We start from the raw sequence: 22,278 nt of genomic DNA on the forward strand, positions 1-22,278 counted from the left end.
ATAAGCGTTCGCGCCGCGCCCCGCGGCATGCTCCGTTCCCCGAGAGGCGTCCTCATGGCTGCAAACGAAGTCACCGCCCGCATCGGTTCGACCGACTACCAGGTTCAATTCGACGATGGCGTCCACACGTGGATCGCCGACGAGCCGGCCTCGGCCGGCGGCGGCGATCGCGGCCCGTCGCCGTTCTCGCTGCTGCTCTCGAGCCTCGGCGCCTGCACGTCGATTACGCTGAAAATGTACGCGCAGCGCAAGGGCTGGCCGCTGGAAGGCGCGCAGGTAAGGCTCTCGCTCGAAACCGGCGACGCGGGCACGACCATCGACCGCCGGATCGTGCTCGAAGGCGATCTGTCGGACGAGCAACGCGAGCGGCTGCTGCAGATCGCCAACGCCTGCCCGGTACACAAGGTGCTCACGCATCCCATCGCGATCCGCTCCGGGCTCGCCGCCGCATGACGGCGCGCCCCGCCGCGACGCCGACCGTATTCACCCCCTCAGAGGAAAACGCCGAGTTGAATTTCGAGCATCTCGTCCAGATCAACGATCCGCTGAACCCGCTCGTCGAATCGATGAGCCGCGAGCAGCTTTGGGAAGGCCTCGTGCTGCGCGCCGAGCAGCCGCAACTGTTCGTGCTCGGACTCGATAGCTGCACGATCGTCTCGCGCACCGACCGCACGCTCGAACGCGAGCTGCACTACGGCCAGGCGACCGTGCGCGACCACGTCACGCTGGCGCCGAACGAAAGCGTGCGCTACGACATTCTCGCGACCGAGGCTCACGTGGGCGGCTCGCTCACGATGACGATCGAGCAGCCCGACGACGTGCAACTGTTCCTGCGCTTCGAATACCGGACCACGCTGTCCGCCGCGCAGGACGAGGACGCGCGCCGGACGGCCGAGATCGTGAAGTCGGCCTATCGCGAGTCGGACATCGACACCGTGCGGCTGATCCGGCAATTCGTCCTCGGCGCCGGCGAGCCCGACGCCCTGCATTGAATCGGCTTCGGCACGACCGGGCGCAAGCCCGGGAATGCGCGAACGAACCGGGACTATCGGTCGGGAATTTCGATGAATTTATCGTCCTTGAAAATAAGAACGATTATCATTTAGAATTACTTCATCGAATTCAGCAACCGACTCCGTCCGATGACTGACCCGCACCGCTCTTCCACGCTCAGCCTGCGCCACGCGCCGGGTGCCGCGCCGACCGGCTCCCGCCCCGCCGCCCCGCGCGAATCCGGCGCCCCGGTCGCGGCCCCGCCGGCGACGGATGCAGCGCGCACGTTGCGCAGCGAAACGCTGCTGCAGGGTCACAGCTACGTCAGCATCCTGCACAACGGCGAAACCTATCAGCTTCGCGCCACCCGGCTCGGCAAGCTGATCCTGACCAAATAAGCAGTACGTACCGGGTATTGTGGGGACCACCTCCATGAGAGGTGTTAGGCATTAGCCAGTCATGACGGCTTGCACGCGAGAACTGGACCCCTTCGTGCAAACATTCAAGCCAGCCGTCACAGCCAGCAAGGCCTCTTTTTCGTTCCCGCCGGAATCTCGCGCCCCGCCGCTGCTCAGGCGGCGTCGCCGATCCTGTCGTTCACGCTCGCGCCGAACGCCCGCTCGCGCAGCACCGTCAACTGATCGCGCGTCTGCGCGGCCTTCTCGAATTCGAGATTCTTCGCGTAGTCCATCATCTGCTTTTCCAGCCGCTTGATCTCCTTCGCGAGCTGCTTCTCGGACATGTCCTCGAAGCGGGCGCGTTCCTGCTCCTCGCGCAGTTCCGCGCGCGCCTCGTCGACGTTGTAGACGCCGTCGATGATGTCCTTGATCCGTTTCACGACGCCGCGCGGCACGATGCCGTGCTCCTCGTTGAACGCCATCTGCTTGATGCGACGGCGCTCGGTTTCGTCGATCGCGCGGCGCATCGAATCGGTGATGCGGTCCCCGTAGAGAATCGCCTTGCCGTTCACGTTGCGCGCCGCGCGGCCGATGGTCTGGATCAGCGAGCGCTCGGCGCGCAGGAAACCCTCCTTGTCGGCGTCGAGGATCGCGACGAGCGACACTTCGGGAATGTCGAGGCCCTCGCGCAGCAGGTTGATGCCGACCAGCACGTCGAACGTGCCGAGGCGCAGGTCGCGGATGATCTCGACGCGCTCGACCGTGTCGATGTCGCTGTGCAGATAGCGGACCTTCACGCCGTGATCGGACAGGAATTCGGTCAGTTGCTCGGCCATCCGCTTGGTCAGCGTCGTGACCAGCACGCGTTCGCCGACGGCCACCCGCTCGTTGATTTCCGAGAGCACGTCGTCGACCTGGCTCGACGCGGGCCGCACCTCGATCATGGGGTCGACGAGGCCCGTCGGCCGCACGACCTGCTCGGCCACCTGCCCCGACACCTTCTGCTCGTAGGCGGCCGGCGTCGCCGACACGAAGATCACCTGGCGCATCTTGCGCTCGAACTCGTTGAACTTGAGCGGCCGGTTGTCGAGCGCCGACGGCAGCCGGAAGCCGTAATCGACAAGATTCTCCTTGCGCGCGCGGTCGCCGTTGTACATGCCGTTCAACTGGCCGATCAGCACGTGCGATTCGTCGAGCAGCATCACCGCGTCGGACGGCAGGTAATCGACGAGCGTCGGCGGCGGCTCGCCCGGCGCCGCGCCCGAGAAGTGTCGGGAGTAATTCTCGATGCCCTTGCAGAAACCGAGTTCCTGGAGCATCTCCAGATCGAAGCGCGTGCGCTGCTCGAGCCGCTGCGCCTCGACGAGCTTGCCCGCGCCGTGAAAGAACTCGAGCCGCTCGCGCAACTCGGCCTTGATCGTCTCCACCGCGCGCAGCACCGTCTCGCGCGGCGTCACATAGTGCGACGACGGATAGACGGTGAAGCGCGAAATCTTCTGCCGCACACGGCCCGTGAGCGGGTCGAACAACTGCAGCGTCTCGACCTCGTCGTCGAACAGCTCGACGCGCACGGCCATCTCCGCATGCTCGGCCGGAAAGATGTCGATCGTGTCGCCGCGCACGCGGAACGTGCCGCGCTGGAAATCCTGCTCGTTGCGGCTGTACTGCATCGCGATGAGCCGCGCGATGATGTCGCGCTGGCCGAGCCTGTCGCCCGTGCGCAGCGTCAGGATCATCTGGTGATACTCGGACGGATTGCCGATCCCGTAAATCGCCGACACGGTCGCGACAATCACGACGTCGCGCCGCTCCATCAGGCTCTTCGTCGCCGAGAGCCGCATCTGCTCGATGTGCTCATTGATCGACGAGTCCTTCTCGATGAACAGGTCGCGCTGCGGCACGTAGGCTTCCGGCTGGTAGTAGTCGTAGTACGAGACGAAGTACTCGACCGCGTTGCGCGGAAAGAACTCGCGGAATTCCGAGTAGAGCTGCGCGGCGAGCGTCTTGTTCGGCGCGAACACGATAGCCGGGCGACCGAGCCGCGCGATCGTGTTCGCCATCGTGAAAGTCTTGCCCGAGCCGGTCACGCCGAGCAGCGTCTGGAACGCGAGCCCGTCCTCCACGCCCTCGACGAGGGTCGCGATCGCGCCGGGCTGGTCGCCGGCCGGCGGATACGGCTGGTAAAGCTGGTACGGAGAGCCTTCGTAGCGGACGAACTTCGTTTCGTCGAGCGCTTCGGCTGCGTCGGGCACGGAATGTTCGGACATGGGGCGGCGTCCTCTGCCAAGAGCAAACGACCATTCTAGCGTTTCGGCGTCCGTCGGGCCGGACGCGACCGCGAGACCCCGTCCCCGGGCGTGCCCGAACCGTCCCCGAGCGCCACCGTCGCCGCCGCGACGAACCCCCTGAAGATCGCCGGAGAAGCGTCAGGATTCGTTACAATGACGGATTGCGCCGCCGTTCGTGCCCGGCGCCCGCCGCGGCGGGCACGGCCAATCCGGCGCTGCCCGCGGTCTTTCCTTGACTTTTGCCCAACCCATCATGTCCCTCTTTTCCGCCGTCGAACTCGCTCCTCGCGACCCGATTCTGGGCCTCAACGAAGCCTACAACGCCGACACCCGCGCCACGAAGGTGAACCTCGGCGTGGGCGTCTACTTCAACGAGGAAGGCAAGATTCCGCTGCTGCGCGCGGTGCGCGAGGCGGAGAAGGCACGGGTCGAGGCGGGGCTGCCGCGCGGCTACCTGCCGATCGAAGGCATCGCCGCCTACGACGCGGCCGTGCAGAAACTGCTGCTCGGCAATGACTCGCCGTTGATCGCGGCCGGTCGCGTCATCACCGCGCAGGCACTGGGCGGCACGGGCGCGCTCAAGATCGGCGCGGACTTCATCAGGCGGCTCGACCCGTCGGCGAAAGTCGCGATCAGCGACCCGAGCTGGGAAAACCACCGGGCGCTGTTCGAGAGCGCGGGTTTCGACGTGCTCGTCTATCCGTACTACGACGCGAAGACCAACGGCCTGAACTTCGAGGGCATGCTGGCCGCGCTGAACGGCTATGCGCCGGGCACGGTCGTCGTGCTGCACGCGTGCTGCCACAACCCGACGGGCGTGGACCTGAGCGTCGCGCAATGGAAGCAGGTCGTCGAGGTCGTCAAGGCCCGCAAGCTCGTGCCGTTCCTCGACATCGCCTACCAGGGCTTCGGCGACGGCATCGACGCCGATGCCGCGGCCGTGCGCCTGTTCGCGGCCGCCGAACTCAACGCGTTCGTGTCGTCGTCGTTCTCGAAGTCGTTCTCGCTGTACGGCGAGCGCGTCGGCGCGTTGACGATCATCACCGATAGCAAGGAAGAAGCCAACCGCGTGCTCTCGCAGCTCAAGCGCGTGATCCGCACGAACTACTCGAACCCGCCGACGCACGGCGGCTCGGTCGTCTCGGCCGTGCTCGGTTCGCCCGAGCTGCGCGCGACCTGGGAAACCGAACTCGGCGAAATGCGCGACCGGATTCGCGCCATGCGCCACGGCCTCGTGGAACGCCTCAAGGCCGCGGGCGTCGCGCGCGACTTCGGCTTCGTCAACGCGCAGCGCGGCATGTTCTCGTATTCGGGCCTAACGGCCGCCCAGGTGGACCGCCTGCGCGAGGAGTTCGGCATCTACGCGGTGAGCACCGGCCGGATCTGCGTCGCGGCGCTGAACCTGCGCAACATCGACGCCGTCGCCGGCGCGATCGCGCAAGTGCTCAGGTAATCGCGGACGACAAACGCGTTTGCGAGACCGGCCTTTCGTCCGGTCTCATCGAAAAAAACGGCGCCTTTCGGCGCCGTTTCAATTTTCCGGGAAGCTTTTTGCCGCAAACGGTCCCTACCTAACCCGCCGCCTCTTTCGCCAGGTGCGCGTCGCGGTGAATGTCGTGCGTGACGAACCCCGCGTCGTTGTCCGGCTTGTCGAGCCAGCCGGGCTGCGCGAGCGACGTCCGGATGTCGCGCAACCCGCTCTCCCAATGCTCGCGCATCGTCGAGGTGCCGAACTGGAAGTCCTTGTAATGCCCCTCGTATTCCTTGGACCGATAGATCAGGTGAATCACGTCGTACTTGCGCGAGCACGAGAGCTCGTCGGCCAGCCGGCACCATTGATCGTCGCGATGCTCGGGCGCCACGCGCTCCAGCACTTCGCGCAGCACGTGCCTGAACCGCTGCGAGCGCTGCAGCACGTCGGTCACGAGACGCGTGCGGCTCGAATACTGGATGTCCTTCATCCGGCCCTGCACGTCGGTGAGATTGTCGGGCACCGGACCGCGCGCGCTCCACAAATCCACCTGGAAGGCGAGCGTGTCGTGGCGCGGCGTGGTCTGGATAACCTGGTTGAGCGGCGTGTTCGACATGAGGCCGCCGTCCCAGTAGTACTCTCCGTCGATCTCGACCGCCGCGAAGCCGGGCGGCAGCGCCCCCGACGCGATGAAATGCTCGGGCCGCAGACGCGTGCTGGTGTTGTCGAAATAGACGAAGTTGCCGGTGCCGACGTTGACCGCACCGACCGAAACGCGCGTCTCGCCTGAATTGATGCGGTCGAAGTCGCATAGCCGCTCGAGCGTGCCCTTCAACGGCTTCGTGTCGTAATAGCTGGCGCGTTCGGGATGCCCCGACGCCTGCGGCAACGGCGGCGGAAAACGCGGCACGAAGAACCCCTTCTGCCCCTCGACGAGCGCGCCCACCGCCTGCATGGCCGTAAAGGTCTTGCGCAGGACGTCGCCCGAGTTGAACAGCGCCTGCTCGACGAACGCCGGCAGCGCGACGCTGTAGGCCGGGTGACAGATCGTCTCCCAGAACTCGCGCAACCGCGCCACCCGGTGCTCGGGCGCGTTGCCGGCGATGAGCGCGGTATTGAGCGCGCCGATCGAGATGCCCGCGATCCAGTTCGGCGTGATGCCGGCCTCCGCAAGGCCCTCGTAGACGCCCGCCTGGTAGGCGCCGAGCGCGCCGCCGCCCTGCAGCGTCAGCGCAATCGTCTCCCACTGCTGCAACTCGCCGTGCCGGTCCGCATGCCGTTGCGGCGCGGCGCCGGCATGCACGCCGGCCTCGGCGCTCACGACCCCCGCCTGCGCCTGTCGCGTTCTGCGTTGAGCCATGGTCGCTCCCGTTACTGCATGAACCAGCCGTGGCTGACGATGAACGACTGGCCGGTGAACGCCGCCGTCGGGAAGGCCGAGAGGAACAGCACCGTCTGCGCGACGTCCTCGACCGTCGTGAACACGCCGTCGACAGTGCCGCCCAGCATGACGTGCTTGACCACTTCCTCCTCGCTGATGCCGAGCTCCTTCGCCTGCTCGGGAATCTGCTTGTCGACGAGCGGCGTGCGCACGAAGCCGGGACACACGACGTGCGAGCGCACGTTGTGCTTCGCGCCTTCCTTCGCGAGCACGCGCGCGAGGCCGAGCAGCGCGTGCTTGGCCGAGACGTAGGCCGACTTCAGCGGGGATGCCTCGTGCGAATGCACCGAACCCATGTAGATCACGACGCCGCCGCGGTCGTCCTTGTACATGTGCTTGAGCGCGGCCTTCGTCGTGAGAAACGCACCGTCGACGTGGATGGCCTGCATTTTCTTCCAGTCGGAGAACGCGTAGCTTTCGATCGGATTCACGATCTGGATGCCGGCGTTCGACACGAGGATGTCCACCGAGCCCAGCTCGGCGGCGACGCGATCGATGCCCTGGTTGACCGCGTCCTCGCTCGTGACGTCCATCGCCACGCCAAGCGCCTTGCCGCCCGCCTTGCGGATTTCCTCCGCGACCGCGTTCGCGCCATCCGGATTCAGGTCCGCGATCGCGACCGCCGCGCCCGCCTGCGAGAGCGTCAACGCAATCTGCTTGCCGATGCCGCTGGCCGCGCCGGTAACGACGGCAACCTTGCCGTCGAGCTTGGTGTTCAGGTTAAGGGACGACATCCAGCACCTCCATGCGATAGATGAAATGACGGCCGACGCGCCTGACCCACCAGCGGACCTTGCCCATCCGGATACTTCGGGCGCCCTGGCCAACCGGCCTCATTGTGCATGAACCCGTCTGCGCGCCGCAGTGAAATGGGCAAAACCGGCGGCGGCCCACGCCACCCGCACGCCGCGGCCGGCCGGCGCGTGCCTCGCGTACAATACGCGGCCCATGCGCGGCGTCCGCCGCCTGGCTCTCCCGATTTTCCGGACCGCCGCCCATCATGCTCAGCTACCGTCACGCCTTCCACGCAGGCAACCATGCCGACGTCCTGAAACACGCCGTGGTCGTGCAGCTACTCCACTATCTCGGCAAGAAGGACAAGGCGTACTGGTACATCGACACCCATGCGGGCGCGGGCGCTTACGCGTTGCAAGAGGGTTACGCGACCCAGACCGCCGAGTTCGAAACCGGCATCGGCAAACTCTGGAGCCGCACCGATCTGCCTCCGGTGCTGGCCGAATACGTGGACGAAGTCGCCGCGCTGAATCCGGACGGCGAGCTGCGTTTCTATCCCGGCTCGCCCTATCTCGCCTGGCGGCTGATGCGCGAGCAGGACCGCATGCGCCTCTTCGAGCTGCACAGCACCGAGATCGAAGTATTGCGGCAACGTTTTCGCGACGCGGGCCGCCGGGCCATGCTCTATGCGGGCGACGGCTTCGAGGGCATCAAGGCCCTGCTGCCTCCGCCGCCGCGCCGCGCGCTGGTGCTGATCGATCCGTCGTTCGAGGACAAGCGCGATTACGCGCGCACGCTCACTTGCCTCGCGGAAAGCATCGAGCGCTTCGCGACGGGCACCTACGCCGTCTGGTATCCGCAGGTGACGCGCCCGGAATCGCAGCGCTTTCCCGAGCAGCTAAAACGCGTGCAGGAGAAGAACTGGCTGCATCTGACGTTGACGGTCGGCGATCCGCCCGAGGACGGCTTCGGCCTCTTCGGCAGCGGCATGTTCATCCTGAATCCGCCCTACACGCTGGCGGCGTCGATGCGCGAGACGCTGCCGTGGCTCGTCGACGCGCTCGGCCAGGGCCGCTCGGCCCAGTTCAAGGTCGAATATCGCGGCGATTGAGGGACGCCGCTTGCGCCCCGCACGTCACGGCTGCTGGGTCGGGGTTGGGACGTTCGGTGAAAACTGGCGCGAGAAACCGGACGACGACGTGCCCATGACCGTGCTCGGCGGAAAGCGCGTCCCGGACGCGCCCGCGCCCATCGATTGCGCACCGCCGGGCGTCCGGATGTAGGGCGAGACGATGATCGGCTGCTGCGCGGCGGTATTTCCTCCGCTGCCGGACGGCCCCGGAAGCGACTGCATCTGCACCATCGGCGCGCTGGACAGCGGCGCGGTCTGCAGGATCGTGCCGCCCGAACCACCGCTGATGCCGTGCTGGGTGTCGAGCACGAGCGGCGGCGCGCCCCAGGCGGCGGAAGCGGAAACGGCGCAGGCGAGCAGCGCGGCTACCCGGACGGAGGGCATGGACAGATTGCCTGCGCGAAATGAGCGAAACGAAAGCATGGGCGAACCTCGAATGGCGATGGCGCCGGGTACGGCGTCTTGTCGCAAAAAAACACTTTACCTTACCCCGGGGGCAGGCTTCAGGCTATCTCGCATCGGGCCTCGTCTCGAGCCCGGCAGCCGCCGTGCAGGATGCCGGAAAGACAAAAGCCCCGCTTGAAGCGAGGCCTTTGTCTTTCCGCCCGCAACACGCATGCGTTGCGGAACGCGCGATCCCGGTCAGAACGAGTAGCCGTCCGATTCGAGCGAGCGAATACGTTGTTCGAGCTGAACGATGTCGGCCGACGAAGCCAGCCAGGCCTCGCAACGGCGGCGCTCGGCGGTTTCGAACCAGGTGCCCAAGGTTTCCAGCAGATGCGCAAACATGATGTTGTTCTCCAATGCCCATCAAGCATCCCCGATACATGGAGATCAGGGATTACCCTTAATGGGGTTAACCCTGATTATAGCGATTTGGCCGCAGCTTGCCAGTGAAATGCCCGAATGGCGTGCATTCCAGAGTGGAATGGTGCATGAGCTCGTTTTCCCAACCTCATGACGAAAAAGGATATTTTCCCTATCGCACCGATAGCGCGCTCATTCCGGCAGCCATGACGCACCAAACTAATGCAAATCCAGCTCCGCGAAGTAGACGGCGGGTGCCCGGACGGCGGCATTCATGCCGCCGGGGCCTCCGTGGCGCAATGATCGCAGCCGACCGGCTCCGGATCGGCGAGCCGTTCGATGATCGGGCAGTCCGGCCGGTCGTCGCCGTGACAATGCACGGCCAGGTGGACAAGCGTGTCGCGCATCTGCGTGAGTTCGGCGATGCGGCGGTCCAGTTCGGCCACGTGCTCGAGCGCGATCGACTTGACCTCGGCGCTCGCCCGCGAGCGGTCGTGCCAGAGCGCCAGCAGGCGCCGGATGTCGTCGACGGGAAAGCCGAGCCGGCGCGCCTGGCGGACGAAGCGCAGCGAATGCACCTCGTCCGTGCCGTAGACGCGATAGCCCGCCGCCGTCCGCCCCCTGGGCGCGAGCAGGCCGACGCTTTCGTAATAACGGATCATCTTCGCCGTCACGCCCGACGCCCGGGCCGCTTCACCGATGTTCATGACCATGCTCCCGCTGGCTGTCCGATAGACTCGATCGTACATCTTCCCATCATGGCAAGGTTAACGGGCGGCCCTTTCCAGAACCCGGAAGGGCCGACGTTGCCCTGCCGCCCTTTCCCCCAACCCTCCTCTCGATAAAGGAAAACTCACCATGATCCAGTTCCAGGTAGAAGGCATGAGCTGCCAGCATTGCGTCGCCTCCGTCACGCGCGCCATCCACGAACGCGACGCCGCGGCAAAGGTCCAGATCGACCTGGCCGCCGGCCGCGTGGCGGTCGAGTCGAACGAAAGCGCCGACGCCCTGAAGGCGGCCATCGACGACGCGGGCTATACCGTCGTCGGCACCGTCGCCGGCTGAGCCGGTGCGCGACGATGTTCAGGGTCGCGATCGTTGTTGGCGCGTCGGGCCGTGGGAGCGGCGCGACCGCCGGAGAGCTCGCGGCAACGACGGACTGGCAGGTCGTCGAACGGCCCGCCGGCGCGCCGGGCCGTGTCGGGCCGGGACAGCGGATGCATTGGCCGGCGCACGCCTTTCGACACGGCGATCAGCCGGATGCCGGCGGCCTTCCCGTGACGCTCGGCGGCATAAAAACGCCGGCCGGAACCGTCCTGTGCCCCATCCCGCTCACTGGAAATCCCGGCTCTGAGTCGCGAGCCGGCCGAGCAGCGCGCTATGGTCTTCGAGCCGGTGCGCCACCAGATGCACGACCTCCCCCTCGCGCTGCACGACCCCGGCCACGGCCATCAGCGACGCGCCTAGCAGCGTCTTGCGTTGCGCCTCCACAAGGCGCTCGTGGACGATCACGTTAATCGCGCCCGTCTCGTCCTCCAGCGAGACGAACACCGTTCCCTTCGCCGTGCCCGGCCGCTGCCGCCCCGTGACGATGCCGCAGACCCGCGCGAGCATGCCGTGACGGCACGCCGCCAACTGCATCGCCGTGCGAAAGCGCTGCCGCTCGAATCCCCGGCGCAGCAGCGCGAGCGGATGGCGGTTCAGCGTGAGGCGCAGGCTCGCGTAGTCGGCAATGATCTCGCTGCTTTCGGGCGCGCGCGGCAAGGTAAGCGGCGCCTCGGCGATCGGCGCGTCGCGCAGCAGCGCTGGCACGGTCTGCTGCGCCGTCACGGCCCACCAGGCCTCGCGCCGATGTCCGGCGATACTCGCGAGCGCGTTCGCGGCGGCCAATGCCTCGAGCTCGCGGCGCGTCAGCGCGGCACGCCTGGCAAGATCGTCGACGCCGGCAAACGGCGCGGCCGCGCGCGCCTGCATCACACGCCGCGCCGCCTCTTCCGACAATCCCTTGACGAGATGCAGGCCCAGCCGCACCGCCGGCCCGCGCAGCCCGTAGCGGCGTGCCGGCATCGCGATCCGCAGACGCACGCTGCGACGGATGGTCCGCCCCACGCCGCGCATCGGCCAGGGCACGGCCTCGCGCAGCCGGCGCCGCCGGTGCGCCACTGCGTCGCGACGGGCCGCCACATCGTCCGTTTCGCCCGCCCCGAGACGCGCACCCGGCACATCCAGGCGCTCCAGCACCGACTCCCAGTCGCTGACCGAGACGTCGGGCGCGCGGACCGTCACCCCATGCCGGCGCGCATCCTGCACGAGCTGCGACGGCGAGTAGAAGCCGAGCGGCTGGCTGTTCAGCAGCCCGGCCAGGAACGCCGCGGGCTCGTAGCGCTTGAGCCACGCGCTCGTGTAGATGAGCAGGGCGAAGCTCGCCGCGTGGCTCTCCGGAAAGCCGTAGTCGCCGAACCCCTCGATCTGCTTGCAGATGCGCCCGGCGAATGCCTCGCTATAGCCTTTCGCCATCATTCTTCGCGTCAGGTCGGCCTGGTAGGGGCGCAGGTCGCCGTCGCGCCGCCACGCCGCCATGGCGCGCCGCAACTGGTCGGCTTCCTCGGCCGTGTAGTCGGCGGCCGCCATCGCGAGCTGCATCACCTGCTCCTGAAAAATCGGAATGCCGAGCGTGCGCTCGAGCACCGGCTTCAGGTCCGGGTTCTCGTATTCGACGCGCTCCCGCTTCTGCCGGCGCTGCAGATACGGGTGCACCATGCCGCCCTGGATCGGCCCGGGCCGCACGATCGCCACCTCGATCACGAGGTCGTAGTAGTTGCGCGGCCGCAGGCGCGGCAGCATGCTCTGCTGCGCGCGCGATTCGATCTGGAACACGCCGACCGTGTCCGCATGGCTGCACATCCCGTAGACGGCCGGGTCCTCGCGCGGAATGTCCGCCACCCGGAAACGCGGCAGCCCGCGGCGCAGCGCGACGAATTCGAGCGAGCGCCGGATCGCCGAGAGCATGCCGAGCGCCAGTACGTCCACCTTCAGCAGCTTCAGCGTGTCGATGTCGTCCTTGTCCCACTCGATCACGCTGCGGTCCTTCATGGCCGCGTTCTCGATCGGCACGAGGCGCGAAAGCTTGTCCTTCGCGATCACGAAGCCGCCGACGTGCTGCGACAGGTGGCGCGGAAAGCCGCGCAGCTCGCGCGTAAGCCGGATGAGATGGCGCGTGACGTGCGAGTCCGGCGCAAAGCCCGCCTCCTCCAGATACCGCGCCACCGCGTCGGGCCCGTCCCACCACTGATGCGCGCGGCTGATGCGCTCGATCAGCGCGGCGTCGAGCCCGAGCGCCTTGCCGACGTCCTTGAGCGCGCTGCGCGAGCGGTAGGTGATGAGCGTCGCGGCCAGCGCCGCGCGCCGCCGGTCGTACTTGCGGTAGACGTACTGGATCACCTCCTCGCGCCGCTGATGCTCGAAGTCCACGTCGATGTCGGGCGGTTCGTTGCGCGCGCGGGAAATGAAGCGTTCGACCAGCATGTTCATGCGCACCGGGTCGATCTGCGTGACCATCAGGCAATAGCAGACCACCGAGTTCGCCGCCGAGCCGCGTCCCTGGCACTCGATGCCCTGCTCCCTCGCGAAGCGGACGATGTCGTGCACGGTCAGGAAATACTTCTCGTAACCGAGCCCGGCGATGAGATCGAGCTCCTTGTCGATCTGCCGGGTCTGCGCCTCGCTCACGCCCTGCGGCCAGCGCTCGCGCGCGCCCTTCTCCACGAGTTTGCGCAGCCAGCGCGCCGGCGTTTCGCCCGGCGGCACCAGCTCCTCGGGATATTCGTAGGCGAGTTCGTCGAGCGAGAACGTGCAGCGACGCGCCACTTCGAGCGTTTGCGCGAGCGCCTCCGCCGGATACAGCGCGGCGAGCCGCACGCGCGAGCGCAAATGCCGCTCGGCGTTCGGCTCGAGCGCATGGCCGCAGGCCGACAGCGGCCGACCCAGACGGATCGCGCCCAGCGTGTCCTGCAGCGGCTTGCGTGAACGCGCGTGCATCAGCGCCCCGCTCGCCGCGACGAGCGGCAATCCGCTGCGCCTCGAGACGGCGCGCAGCGCGTCGATCTGAATCTCGTCGCCACCGCCCTGCCAGAGTTCGAGTGCGAGCCATGCACGACCGGCGGCGAAGCCCGCTAGCCAGCGCGCGCCACGCAGCGTCTGCGCGAGCGTGGCCTCGCGCCAGGGCACGAGCAGCAACACGCAATCAGGCAGATGCAGCAGATGCCCGGATGCCGGCTCCGGCGCGGTGAAGTCTTCGGGATGCAGCCGATAGTGGCCCTTGTTCGCGCGCGAGCGCGCCAGCGTGATCAGCTCGCTGAGATTGCCGTAGCCCTCGCGGTTCATCGCCAGCGCGACGAGCGTGCAAAACGGCTCGCCCCGGGCATCGGTCAGGTTCAACTCGCTACCGATCAACAGATGCAGGGGCGGCGTCGGCAAACGGTCGGCGGCCGGTTGCGCGAGACTTGCGCCGTCGTCCGGCGCATCGCCCGGCGCCTCCGCCTGTGCCGCCCCGTGCCCGTTTGCCTCCGCCGCCGCATCCGCCAGTTCGAGCGCCCTGGCGCGCCGTGCTTCATGGGTCTTGACCGCGTCGTGCGCCCGCACGACGCCGGCCAGCGAGCATTCGTCGGTCACGGCAAGCGCGCGATAGCCGAGCCGGATGGCCTGATCGACGAGCTCGGCGGGATGCGAGGCACCGCGCAAAAACGTGAAGTTGGTCAGACAGTGCAGTTCCGCGTAGTCGGGCAACGACGGCGCGGCGACGGACGTCTGCGGGTCCGCGTGCGATGCCGGCATGACGGTCAACCGAACAGCCCTTGCAGAAACCACTGCCCGCCCGAACGCTCCCGATACACCCAGAACATCCGGCCCCGGTCGTCGGCGGCGACGTAGTAATCGCGCTCCACGCCCTCGCCGTCCCACCAGCCGGACTCGATGCGTTCTGGGCGCGTCAGGGTCTTGAGCGGACGGCGATAGACGGGGCGCTGGCCGCGCATCGCCAGCTTCAGCGGACGTTCGAGCAGCCAGACCGGACGCGGCAGGGACGGCAGCGGCACCTCGGGCAGATCGAGCGTCGCCTGGGCCGGCCCGCCGCCCGGACCGACCGGCGGGCCGGCCGCCGACGGCGCCTGGCGAGCCGCATCGTCCGCCGTCCTGCGCCGCCCGCGCTGGCGTGCCGGCACCCGGCTCTCGCCGAGCTGCATTGCGCGCTCCGGCCGATGGTCGTCCCCGGCCGAGAGCTGCAGGACGTTCTGCGCCCCGACCCGCGCGCCGAGGCGCTCGAATAGCTGCGCGAGCAAGGCGTCCTGCGCCTCGGGCAACGGAAACAGCAGGCCGGAAGGCGCCGCGCAGGCGCTCATTTCTCGCGCGACGAGCTTCAGCCCGATCACCGGCGCGGCCAGCGCAGTCTGATCGAGCTGCTCGCGCAACAGCCAGAGCAGATGGTCGGCATCGCGCGACGGCGCCGACCATGCGACCTTCAGGCTCGACGCGCGCGGCGCCCGCCGCGTCGCCAATTCGTGCTCGAAGCGCAACTCGAACGCGCGCAGCGCCAACTGGCGCGCGGCCAGCCAGCCGGCCAGTTGCATCACGAGCCGGCGGGCGGCAAACAGCAGCGCCTGCGCATTGTCCACGCGCGCCTGCAACTCCAGCTCCGCATGGAACGACGGCGGCGCGCGAAACGGTTCGCGCGGATCGGGCGCTTCGCCATAAGCTTGCGCCAGCCAGTCCAGCACGCCGTCGCCGAAACGCCTCGCGACGCCGGCTCGCGGCAGGCGGCGCAGATCGGCCAGCGTCGCGCAGCCGATCTGCTCGAACGCCAGGCCGTGTTCCGCGGCGAACGGCGCGAGCGAGACGGGCAACGCATCGAGCACGCGCGCAAGCGTCGTCTCCCGTACCGCGTGCCAGCGGCGGCCCGCGCGCTGCACGCGCGCCTGGGCGAGCAACCACGCGCCCCAGGCCGTCGGCGCGCAGGCGACGCGCACGACGTAGCCGAAGCCGGCCGCCGTCTCCGTCACCCGGGCCAGCAACGCGCGCAATCCGCCGAACAGCCGCAATCCCGAACCCACCTCCAGCAGCAGCGTATGCGACGGCGCGAACGACACCTGCGGCGTGTAGGCCAGCAGGGCGAGCGCCAGCGCCTCGAGCGCGCGGGTTTCGCGAGCGGGATCGGGGTCGAGCAGCACAAGCCCCGGCGCGAGCGCGAGCGCATGCGAGCGCGTGATGCCGGCATGCACGCCGCAGTGGAGCGCATCGAAGTCCGGCACCAGGATTCTCAGCCGATCGGCCAGCGCATGACAGCCGGCAGGCGGCTGCGGACCGGATTCGGCGGCCGTTTCAGACGGCGGCGGCATCGCGTGCAGCCGCGGCGGCCTCACGGCTTCCAGCGGCAACAGCGGCAGGGTTACGGCAATCCACAACATGATGAACTCCAGTTCCAGTCCGGGACGCAGGGACAGCGGAAGCCGCTTCCGGCAGCACCGCCGCCTCCAGCGGCAACACGAGGTTGAGCGGCTCGGCCGGCGGCGGCCCGCGGCGCTTGAAAATGTCGATCGACAAACCCGTCAGTTGCAGCCGGCGCCGCCGCCCGACCGTGCCCTCGGCCGGCGGCGGCGAGGGCGTGCACGTCATCCGCAACGGTGCGGGCGAAGACTGGCCGCGCGCATGAAGCGGACGGATCGCGAACGCCAGCGCACCGGAATCCTGAGCGGCCACCTGCAAGCGCCGCACCGCCTCCGGACGCGCCTTCGCGAGCCAGACCAGCACCGCGCCGACGCCCTCCTGCCGCAGCGCCTGCCCGGCGGCCCAGAGCGCCTCGTCCCCGGCCGCGCGCACCCAGACCACGCGCCCGAGCGCCACGCCCCATCTCCGCAACGCGCACGCATAGGGCTGCCAGGGCGGGGCGATCAGGAGAACGTAGCGCTCCGACTGCGCCGTCAGTGCCCTCAGCACCGGCGCGAGCAGCCGCATTTCGCCGATGCCGCCTTCGTCGACCAGCAGTTCAGCCAGACTGCCCGCGGACCACCCTCGTCCTGGCAACAGCGCATCGAGCTCGGGATACCCGCTCGATACCGACCGCGTGCCCGCATGAGCCAGTTGATCGCCTTGCCAGACCCGGCTTTGCAGCCGCTCGGGAAGGCCGGTCGTCGCCAGACGGATTGCCGCCGCCATGAGTCGTGCCCGTCGGAATTGCGTCTGTGTCTGTCGAAAGGAAAAGCTCCACCCGGCCCGAACGGAACGGACACGGACGACGAACGGATCAGCCGGCACCGGGGGAGTCGGATACTGTACATTTATACAGTATTTAAGCTGATTTGGGGAAGCGCCTGAACGACGGACGGGGACGGGAAAAATGGGAAGCGCGGCCTCGGGCCCGCCCTGCCGGGAGAAAGATCGGGCAAGGCGGCGGAAAGATCCGTGCCCCGGACCTAGACGAGATCGGGCGTGATGGCGGCCAGCAGTACTGTCTGCGCGTCGCCGTCGCGCTCGCGGCTGGCCAGCCAGTACAGAGCGCCCTTCTTCAGCGCCCAGCCGCGCGACGGCGATGCCTCGCCGGACAGCAGCCGGCCGGCGGCTTCGCCCAGCGTCGGCTGATGCCCGACCACGACGACCGTCGGCGCCGCGCCATGCGGCCAGCCGACGGCGGCGAGCACCGCGTCGACGCTCGCGCCCGGCGCCAGATCGGGCACGACGCGATACTGGTCGGTCAACGCCTCGGCCGTCTGGATCGTGCGCGCGGCGGGGCTTGCGAGGATCAGCGCATCGTCGCCAAGCCGCGCGCGCAGCCATTTCGCGACGCCTTGCGCCTGCTTGCGGCCGCGCGTGGTCAACTGCCGGGCGAGATCGCTGGCGGCAACGTCCTCGGCTTCGGCGTGCCGCCAAAGAATCAGGTTCATCGATGGTCTCCGGAAAGCGGGACGGCGGTTGCGCCCGTTGCGCCGCCGGTCCTTCCGTTGCATGCTGCACGCGCCGGTGCCAGGCGGCAAGCCGGGATCGCACCAGGCAATAGCGGGAAGGCCGATTTGACTGGGGATGCCGAACCCCGATAGAATGGCCGATTCGGCGGAGCGTAGCGCAGCCTGGTAGCGCATCTGATTTGGGATCAGAGGGTCGTAGGTTCGAATCCTATCGCTCCGACCAAAGAAATCAAGGACTTACGGTATCATGCCGTAAGTCCTTTTTCTTTTTCCCTTGGCTGTTACCGTCTGGCTACCGGAAAATGACTCGAACAACTCAGCACCTCAGCATCCCTACTCGGACACTAACGAAGTCAGGGCGCTGTATGTGGTAGATCGAGAATCCAGATGATGTGGAAGCTCATGCGGAGCAGTGCACGAATCGGCATGAGTTGCACATGCGCAAGAACTGTCGACAGACGTCGGTCCGAGACCGACCCGACGGTGCCGGATTGACTTCGGAATGGAGCATCCGATCTTTGAATGGCGGTAAACCGTGAAAGCCCCCGCCTTGCGGACATGGGTTTTGCGGAGAGGACGGGATTCGAACCCGTGAACCGCTTGCGCGATTGGGGGAGTATCAGCCCCCTGCTTTCAGCCACTCAGCCGCCTCTGGAATGCTGCTGCATTCCACAAAAGGCTAAGAACTGACAAATATACCGTCGGTAGCACGTGCCTGTCCCGGGACGCCGCTTCTTTAGGCGCTTCGCCCAATCGCCACAGTTCACCTACACCCGATGGAACCGATCATTCAAGGACAAAGATCGTTCAAACATTGATGCCTCGCACTTTAATTCCCGGGCGCGTGCGAATCGTTCGACACGAAGCCGGGCCGCAGCAGCCAGATATTCCCACAGACTTATCCACCGAGTTATGCACACGAATTGTGGATAACGCACCGCCTTTTTCATGCAACATCTTTCTTCTTCACTCAAGCTATCGGTTGCGTTATGACCCGATTTGCCTAAGAATAGGTGCGGCGGCAAACGCTGCCGCCCGACTGGACGCAGTCGTCGCAGCAAAAGGAGCATTCATGAGCGATGTAAATCAAAACGATGTCCTGCCAGACCAACCCGTACCTCCAACGCCCGAAGAGATTGAGGACCTGAGAGATCGGGTGGAAGCCGCATTTGAAAACGGCGAGGAATATCTCGCTATCACGGGACCGATTGATGATCGGTACCGGGCTGCACATGAGGACCAAACGATCAGCTTGGACGACCTTCCCTTCGGTGAGGAGCGCATTCGCGTCCGAAACGATGTGGTTGAACCGTTGGGGGAAGCTTTGGACCACTTCGAACAGTGCAACGAACAACTGACGGCAGAAAAATTCGCCGCCATCGAACAGGATTTGGATACCGCTCTCAGTACGCAGGGTGATGTAAAAGAGGCCCCTAAGTCGGACGATGAGGACGACAGCGAAGACGAGGACGCCGAGGAAGACGATGAAGCCAAGGAATAACTGGCTGTAGTCATAGAAGGCAACTGGACTTATGTGAGGAGGTTAGCAGCGCACAGATGCGATCGGCGGCCAACTATTCATCGCGACGCGGAGAGGACCAAGGAGCAGCGGTACAGAGACGGTAACGCCGTAATCAACAAGCAAGGGGGCTTTCGGCCCCCTTTTTTATTTTGCCAACTATCTTGGCAGTAAAACGTCCGCATTATTACTGCCCTGAAAGCTGGTGCGCCAGCGGTAAAAATATCTTGTAAACCAATTGATTACCTGGCATCCTGGGCTACCACGTCAAATTACCGGGGTCGCCCATGTCTCGCACGTTCCTGTACGCCCGCGTCTCCACCGCGGAGCAAACGACCGAAAATCAACTGCTGGAAGCCCGTACGGCCGGGTTTATAGTGCTGCCACGCCATACCGTCGAGGAAACCATCTCGGGCAGCGTCCCGGCTGCCGAACGCCCCGGCTTTTCCAAACTGCTAGACCGGCTCGATGAGGGAGACATCCTCGTCGTAACCAAGTTGGATCGGCTGGGCCGGAACACCATGGACGTGCTCGCGACAGTCGAACGGCTGGCCGAGATGGGAGTTCACGTCCATTGTCTGGCACTGAAGGGCGTTGATCTGACCAGCGCGTCGGGCAAACTGCACATGACCGTACTTGCCGCCGTTTCCCAGTTCGAGCGGGACCTGCTTATCGAGCGCACCCATGCGGGCTTGGCCCGCGCGCGAGCCGAGGGAAAGAAATTCGGGCGTCGCGCTGCGCTGACCGATCAACAAAAAGCAGAGATTCGCCAGAAGCTGGCCGAGGGGGCGACGGCTCGCGGGCTCGCGAAGGACTACGGCGTTTCGCACCCGACCATCCTCAAAGCTGTACAGATGCGCTGACGCCCGGCGCTCTGGGGCTGCATCATTGGCCGTTGCGGAACCGCCAAACGCTAAGCATCGTCGGCCATGCCTCTCTCCGTGGGAACGCAATGAAGGTGGCGCCCAATGCGACCGGCAGCCAGCGCATTGCGGCTGTTCATCTGAGCTACCAGAGGACAGAAAATTGGCTGGGGTAATATGCGGCATCCTTTCGAGAGGGGAACGCCGATGACTCCGACCGCCGCAGTTGCAAGCATCCTCGTCGCGCTCTTGCTGGGGGCGATAAGCCCCGGCCCGAGCTTTGTACTGGTGGCGCGAAACGCCATCGGCCTATCCCGTCGTGACGGCATTGCCACTGCGATCGGAATGGGCATCGGTGGCGTTATTTTCAGCGGCGTTGCATTGGCCGGACTCTACACCCTGCTAACCGCCGTTGACTGGCTATACATTGCGTTGAAAGTTGCTGGCGGCATGTACCTGCTTTACCTCGCGTCGCGGATATGGCGTGGAGCATCCGCACCGCTATCGGTTGGCGCAAGCGACGGACCGCGCAATATCAATGCTGCCAAGTCGTTTTGGCTTGGGCTGTCCACGCAATTGAGTAATCCCAAGACGGCTATTGTGTACGGAAGTATTTTCGTCGCATTGTTGCCGCAACACCCGCCCCTATGGTGCTATTTGGCGTTGCCGCCGCTTGTATTCGCGGTTGAAGCGGGGTGGTACACGGTCGTTGCGGTGTGCTTTTCTAGCCGCCGTCCGCGTGAAATGTATCTGCGAACGAAAAAATGGATCGATCGGTTTGCCGCAGGCGCAATTGGCTCGCTCGGATTGCGGCTGATACTCATGGCAAATAAAACCGGTCTGTAGGGGGACATGCTGGACGATAGCCGAACGATAAAAACGAACTCGTCGCGCAGTTGTCGAACACCTGCGAACGTTTACTGTTGCTCGCGGTTCGTCTTCTCTCCAGGTATCGCGCGAAACGATCATGAAAATCGAAGTCACCGACGTACGGAACGACCACGATGACGCTTTCGTCGTGGCACAACTGCGAGCCTACAATGCCGCGTTTGCTGTAAAAGACTTCAAGCTGTTGCGCGTGTTTGCACGCGATGCAGACGGCAGCATCATCGGCGGCCTGCTCGCCGATACGTATTGGCAATATCTCGAAATCCACGTCCTTTGGGTCAGCGAAGCGCATCGCAATGCGGGGCATGCATCACGACTACTGGATGCCGCAGAGAGCGAAGCCCGGCAACGTGGCTGCATGCATGCCTTTCTCGATACGTTCAGCTTTCAGGCGCTCGGTTTTTATCACAAGCTCGGCTATAGCGAGTTTGGCCGACTTGAGGAGTTCAGCGGCAAATATGAACGACACTACCTGCACAAAAGGCTTGATGACAGGAGCCAATAGGACATCATCCGGTGCGGCCTGATGGCTGCGTTCAACGTCCGGGCTGATGGACTGAAGCTCTGCTCCGATCCGAACAGCAGCAATGGGGCGGCTAGGACTGACTGCCTCGGTCGGCTGTCGGCTTTCGGTCATTCGGCATCGGTGTCTGGATAGTCGACAATCGGCCGGTAGCGCGCTCCGGTAGACTACGGATCGTGTCAACATCGCGGCAACAACATGGACACCCAGCTTTTGATCATATGCGGGCTTACATTCGTCATCCATGTGATCGCGACGCTTGCGTATGCCGTACGGATTGCGGGGGTTCGTACGCGCCGAATCGCCGTATCGTTCTCTTTATTCGGGATCATCGCCTTAGTTTCGCGAACGGCAAACTCCTTTCAAGGACCATTCATAGCGAAGCGAGTCGAGCTGGATATTGCTCATCACATGGGGCATGGTTTGCTCGGTGACTTTCGGCTTTTCCTGTTGACCGCCACGTTGGCAAGCGTTGTCGGTACGTTCCTGATTCCTACCTTCCAGCGTTACTTCAGCCGCGCTGTTGAGCACTTTCAGGCAAATCGCTCAGTCTCTCGTCTGCTACTCCACATCTTCAGTCGAGGTGGCGTCAACTACATTCGGATTGGAGCACGGTTCCCGTCTCGGCACAACGTAACCCAATTGGCATCTGGCGCAGGCGTTTCCCGGAAAGTCATAGGACTGAACGCTATCGCGATGGCTATCTGGACAGTGGGTGTTTTTGCGTCACTGTACGCCGGGTATCTGAAGCCAGATTTGCGCGTTACGTGTGCGAATCTGTCGTCAGTGATCAACGGGCTTGCGACCGTAGTCCTGGCGGTTGTCATCGACCCACAGGTTTCGGTGATGACAGACGATGTAATCGAAGGTCGCATTTCGGAAAACAGCTTCCGGCGGGCCATTACAACTTTGGCCGGCGCACGCGTACTCGGGACACTCTGCGCGCAGGCCGTTTTGCTGCCAGCGGCCTTGATCATCGTTCGCGTCGCAGAACTCATTTAGCGACCCGCGGTATTAGGCGCGAACGTGGAGCGACCGGTATCGGAAACGGAGACAGGCTCTTCGGGGGTGCGTGCTGCCGACGAACGCCGTCTAGGCGCAAGCCGCACGATATGCGATTCGCATCGGACGGCACCCGGCCAAAAGGAGACAGTTGTCACGCGCTTCGGTTGGCCGACCAAACGGCGGCTATCCATCCATTAGCGAGCGGCCTTTTCAGCGCGGTGAGCCGGTGACGCTTCCTTGCCCCTCTAATGGGGTCTGGAAAA

21 protein-coding genes and 2 tRNA genes are annotated in these 22,278 nt (G+C 65.6%); 12 read left to right on the top strand and 11 right to left on the bottom strand.

Annotated elements, in window-relative coordinates:
* Positions 1-54: 54 nt before the first annotated feature.
* From CY652_RS06755 to hemP, 3 genes are all read left to right on the top strand, one after another.
* Complete coding sequence (locus CY652_RS06755) at positions 55-453, top strand: OsmC family protein (protein ID WP_102129945.1); 399 nt, start codon at positions 55-57, stop codon at positions 451-453.
* A gap of 56 nt (positions 454-509) precedes the next feature.
* Complete coding sequence (locus CY652_RS06760; protein WP_102130121.1) at positions 510-992, top strand: SRPBCC family protein; 483 nt, start codon at positions 510-512, stop codon at positions 990-992.
* 150 nt (positions 993-1,142) lie between these two features.
* On the top strand, positions 1,143-1,391 hold the full coding sequence (gene hemP, locus CY652_RS06765; protein WP_102129946.1) for a hemin uptake protein HemP: 249 nt from the start codon (positions 1,143-1,145) through the stop codon (positions 1,389-1,391).
* A gap of 173 nt (positions 1,392-1,564) precedes the next feature.
* Here hemP and uvrB read toward each other — a convergent pair whose 3' ends face one another.
* Positions 1,565-3,658: an excinuclease ABC subunit UvrB gene (gene uvrB, locus CY652_RS06770; RefSeq protein ID WP_102129947.1), complete on the bottom strand. Its 2,094-nt coding sequence runs from the start codon at positions 3,656-3,658 to the stop codon at positions 1,565-1,567.
* A 274-nt stretch (positions 3,659-3,932) separates the two neighbouring features.
* Here uvrB and CY652_RS06775 point away from each other — a divergent pair, with 274 nt between their 5' ends.
* On the top strand, positions 3,933-5,132 hold the full coding sequence (locus tag CY652_RS06775; protein ID WP_102129948.1) for an amino acid aminotransferase: 1,200 nt from the start codon (positions 3,933-3,935) through the stop codon (positions 5,130-5,132).
* 118 nt (positions 5,133-5,250) lie between these two features.
* Here CY652_RS06775 and CY652_RS06780 read toward each other — a convergent pair whose 3' ends face one another.
* Positions 5,251-6,510: a patatin-like phospholipase family protein gene (locus tag CY652_RS06780; protein WP_102129949.1), complete on the bottom strand. Its 1,260-nt coding sequence runs from the start codon at positions 6,508-6,510 to the stop codon at positions 5,251-5,253.
* Positions 6,511-6,521: 11 nt separating this feature from the next.
* The gene (locus CY652_RS06785; RefSeq protein WP_102129950.1) at positions 6,522-7,325 is read right to left on the bottom strand and encodes a 3-hydroxybutyrate dehydrogenase; all 804 of its coding nucleotides are present in this window, start codon (positions 7,323-7,325) and stop codon (positions 6,522-6,524) included.
* A 266-nt stretch (positions 7,326-7,591) separates the two neighbouring features.
* Between CY652_RS06785 and CY652_RS06790 the strand changes: the two genes are divergently transcribed.
* Positions 7,592-8,437 carry a 23S rRNA (adenine(2030)-N(6))-methyltransferase RlmJ gene (locus CY652_RS06790; RefSeq protein WP_102129951.1) on the top strand — a complete coding sequence of 282 codons (846 nt, stop codon included), beginning with the start codon at positions 7,592-7,594 and terminating at the stop codon, positions 8,435-8,437.
* A 24-nt stretch (positions 8,438-8,461) separates the two neighbouring features.
* On the opposite strand, the gene CY652_RS06795 is transcribed toward CY652_RS06790, so the two are convergent.
* From CY652_RS06795 to cueR, 3 genes are all read right to left on the bottom strand, one after another.
* A complete protein-coding gene (locus CY652_RS06795) occupies positions 8,462-8,842 on the bottom strand; it encodes a hypothetical protein (protein ID WP_102129952.1) in 381 nt (126 codons plus the stop codon).
* Between the two features lie 258 nt (positions 8,843-9,100).
* Complete coding sequence (locus CY652_RS06800) at positions 9,101-9,247, bottom strand: DUF3563 family protein (protein WP_102130122.1); 147 nt, start codon at positions 9,245-9,247, stop codon at positions 9,101-9,103.
* A gap of 290 nt (positions 9,248-9,537) precedes the next feature.
* Positions 9,538-9,972 (bottom strand): Cu(I)-responsive transcriptional regulator, encoded by a 435-nt coding sequence (gene cueR / locus CY652_RS06805; RefSeq protein WP_102130123.1) that lies wholly within the window; start codon positions 9,970-9,972, stop codon positions 9,538-9,540.
* A 151-nt stretch (positions 9,973-10,123) separates the two neighbouring features.
* Here cueR and CY652_RS06810 point away from each other — a divergent pair, with 151 nt between their 5' ends.
* Entirely contained in the window at positions 10,124-10,330 is a 207-nt protein-coding gene (locus CY652_RS06810; RefSeq protein WP_102129953.1) for a heavy-metal-associated domain-containing protein, read from the top strand.
* A gap of 267 nt (positions 10,331-10,597) precedes the next feature.
* Here CY652_RS06810 and CY652_RS06815 read toward each other — a convergent pair whose 3' ends face one another.
* The 4 genes from CY652_RS06815 to sixA form a co-directional block, all read right to left on the bottom strand.
* Entirely contained in the window at positions 10,598-14,098 is a 3,501-nt protein-coding gene (locus tag CY652_RS06815; protein ID WP_102129954.1) for an error-prone DNA polymerase, read from the bottom strand.
* Positions 14,099-14,103: 5 nt separating this feature from the next.
* Positions 14,104-15,723, bottom strand: a complete 1,620-nt coding sequence (locus CY652_RS06820) for a Y-family DNA polymerase (protein WP_102129955.1) — start codon at positions 15,721-15,723, stop codon at positions 14,104-14,106.
* The gene (gene imuA, locus CY652_RS06825) at positions 15,638-16,471 is read right to left on the bottom strand and encodes a translesion DNA synthesis-associated protein ImuA (RefSeq protein WP_102129956.1); all 834 of its coding nucleotides are present in this window, start codon (positions 16,469-16,471) and stop codon (positions 15,638-15,640) included. Before imuA ends, CY652_RS06820 begins: the two co-directional genes overlap by 86 nt.
* 257 nt (positions 16,472-16,728) lie before the next feature.
* Positions 16,729-17,196 carry a phosphohistidine phosphatase SixA gene (sixA, locus tag CY652_RS06830; protein ID WP_180970437.1) on the bottom strand — a complete coding sequence of 156 codons (468 nt, stop codon included), beginning with the start codon at positions 17,194-17,196 and terminating at the stop codon, positions 16,729-16,731.
* Between the two features lie 167 nt (positions 17,197-17,363).
* Here sixA and CY652_RS06835 point away from each other — a divergent pair.
* A tRNA-Pro gene (locus tag CY652_RS06835) sits at positions 17,364-17,440 on the top strand.
* A gap of 345 nt (positions 17,441-17,785) precedes the next feature.
* Here CY652_RS06835 and CY652_RS06840 read toward each other — a convergent pair.
* A tRNA-Ile gene (locus CY652_RS06840) sits at positions 17,786-17,870 on the bottom strand.
* A 419-nt stretch (positions 17,871-18,289) separates the two neighbouring features.
* Between CY652_RS06840 and CY652_RS06845 the strand changes: the two genes are divergently transcribed.
* From CY652_RS06845 to CY652_RS06865, 5 genes are all read left to right on the top strand, one after another.
* The gene (locus tag CY652_RS06845; RefSeq protein WP_102129958.1) at positions 18,290-18,718 is read left to right on the top strand and encodes a hypothetical protein; all 429 of its coding nucleotides are present in this window, start codon (positions 18,290-18,292) and stop codon (positions 18,716-18,718) included.
* A 305-nt stretch (positions 18,719-19,023) separates the two neighbouring features.
* Positions 19,024-19,599, top strand: coding sequence for a recombinase family protein (locus tag CY652_RS06850; RefSeq protein WP_102129959.1), 576 nt, complete (start codon positions 19,024-19,026; stop codon positions 19,597-19,599).
* A 207-nt stretch (positions 19,600-19,806) separates the two neighbouring features.
* A complete protein-coding gene (locus CY652_RS06855) occupies positions 19,807-20,445 on the top strand; it encodes a LysE family translocator (protein WP_102129960.1) in 639 nt (212 codons plus the stop codon).
* Between the two features lie 121 nt (positions 20,446-20,566).
* Positions 20,567-20,992 carry a GNAT family N-acetyltransferase gene (locus CY652_RS06860; protein ID WP_102129961.1) on the top strand — a complete coding sequence of 142 codons (426 nt, stop codon included), beginning with the start codon at positions 20,567-20,569 and terminating at the stop codon, positions 20,990-20,992.
* Between the two features lie 216 nt (positions 20,993-21,208).
* Entirely contained in the window at positions 21,209-22,012 is an 804-nt protein-coding gene (locus CY652_RS06865) for a lipid II flippase Amj family protein (protein WP_102129962.1), read from the top strand.
* Positions 22,013-22,278 lie beyond the last annotated feature (266 nt).

It is taken from the genome of Burkholderia sp. WAC0059 (assembly GCF_002870125.1).
Taxonomy (GTDB): domain Bacteria; phylum Pseudomonadota; class Gammaproteobacteria; order Burkholderiales; family Burkholderiaceae; genus Paraburkholderia.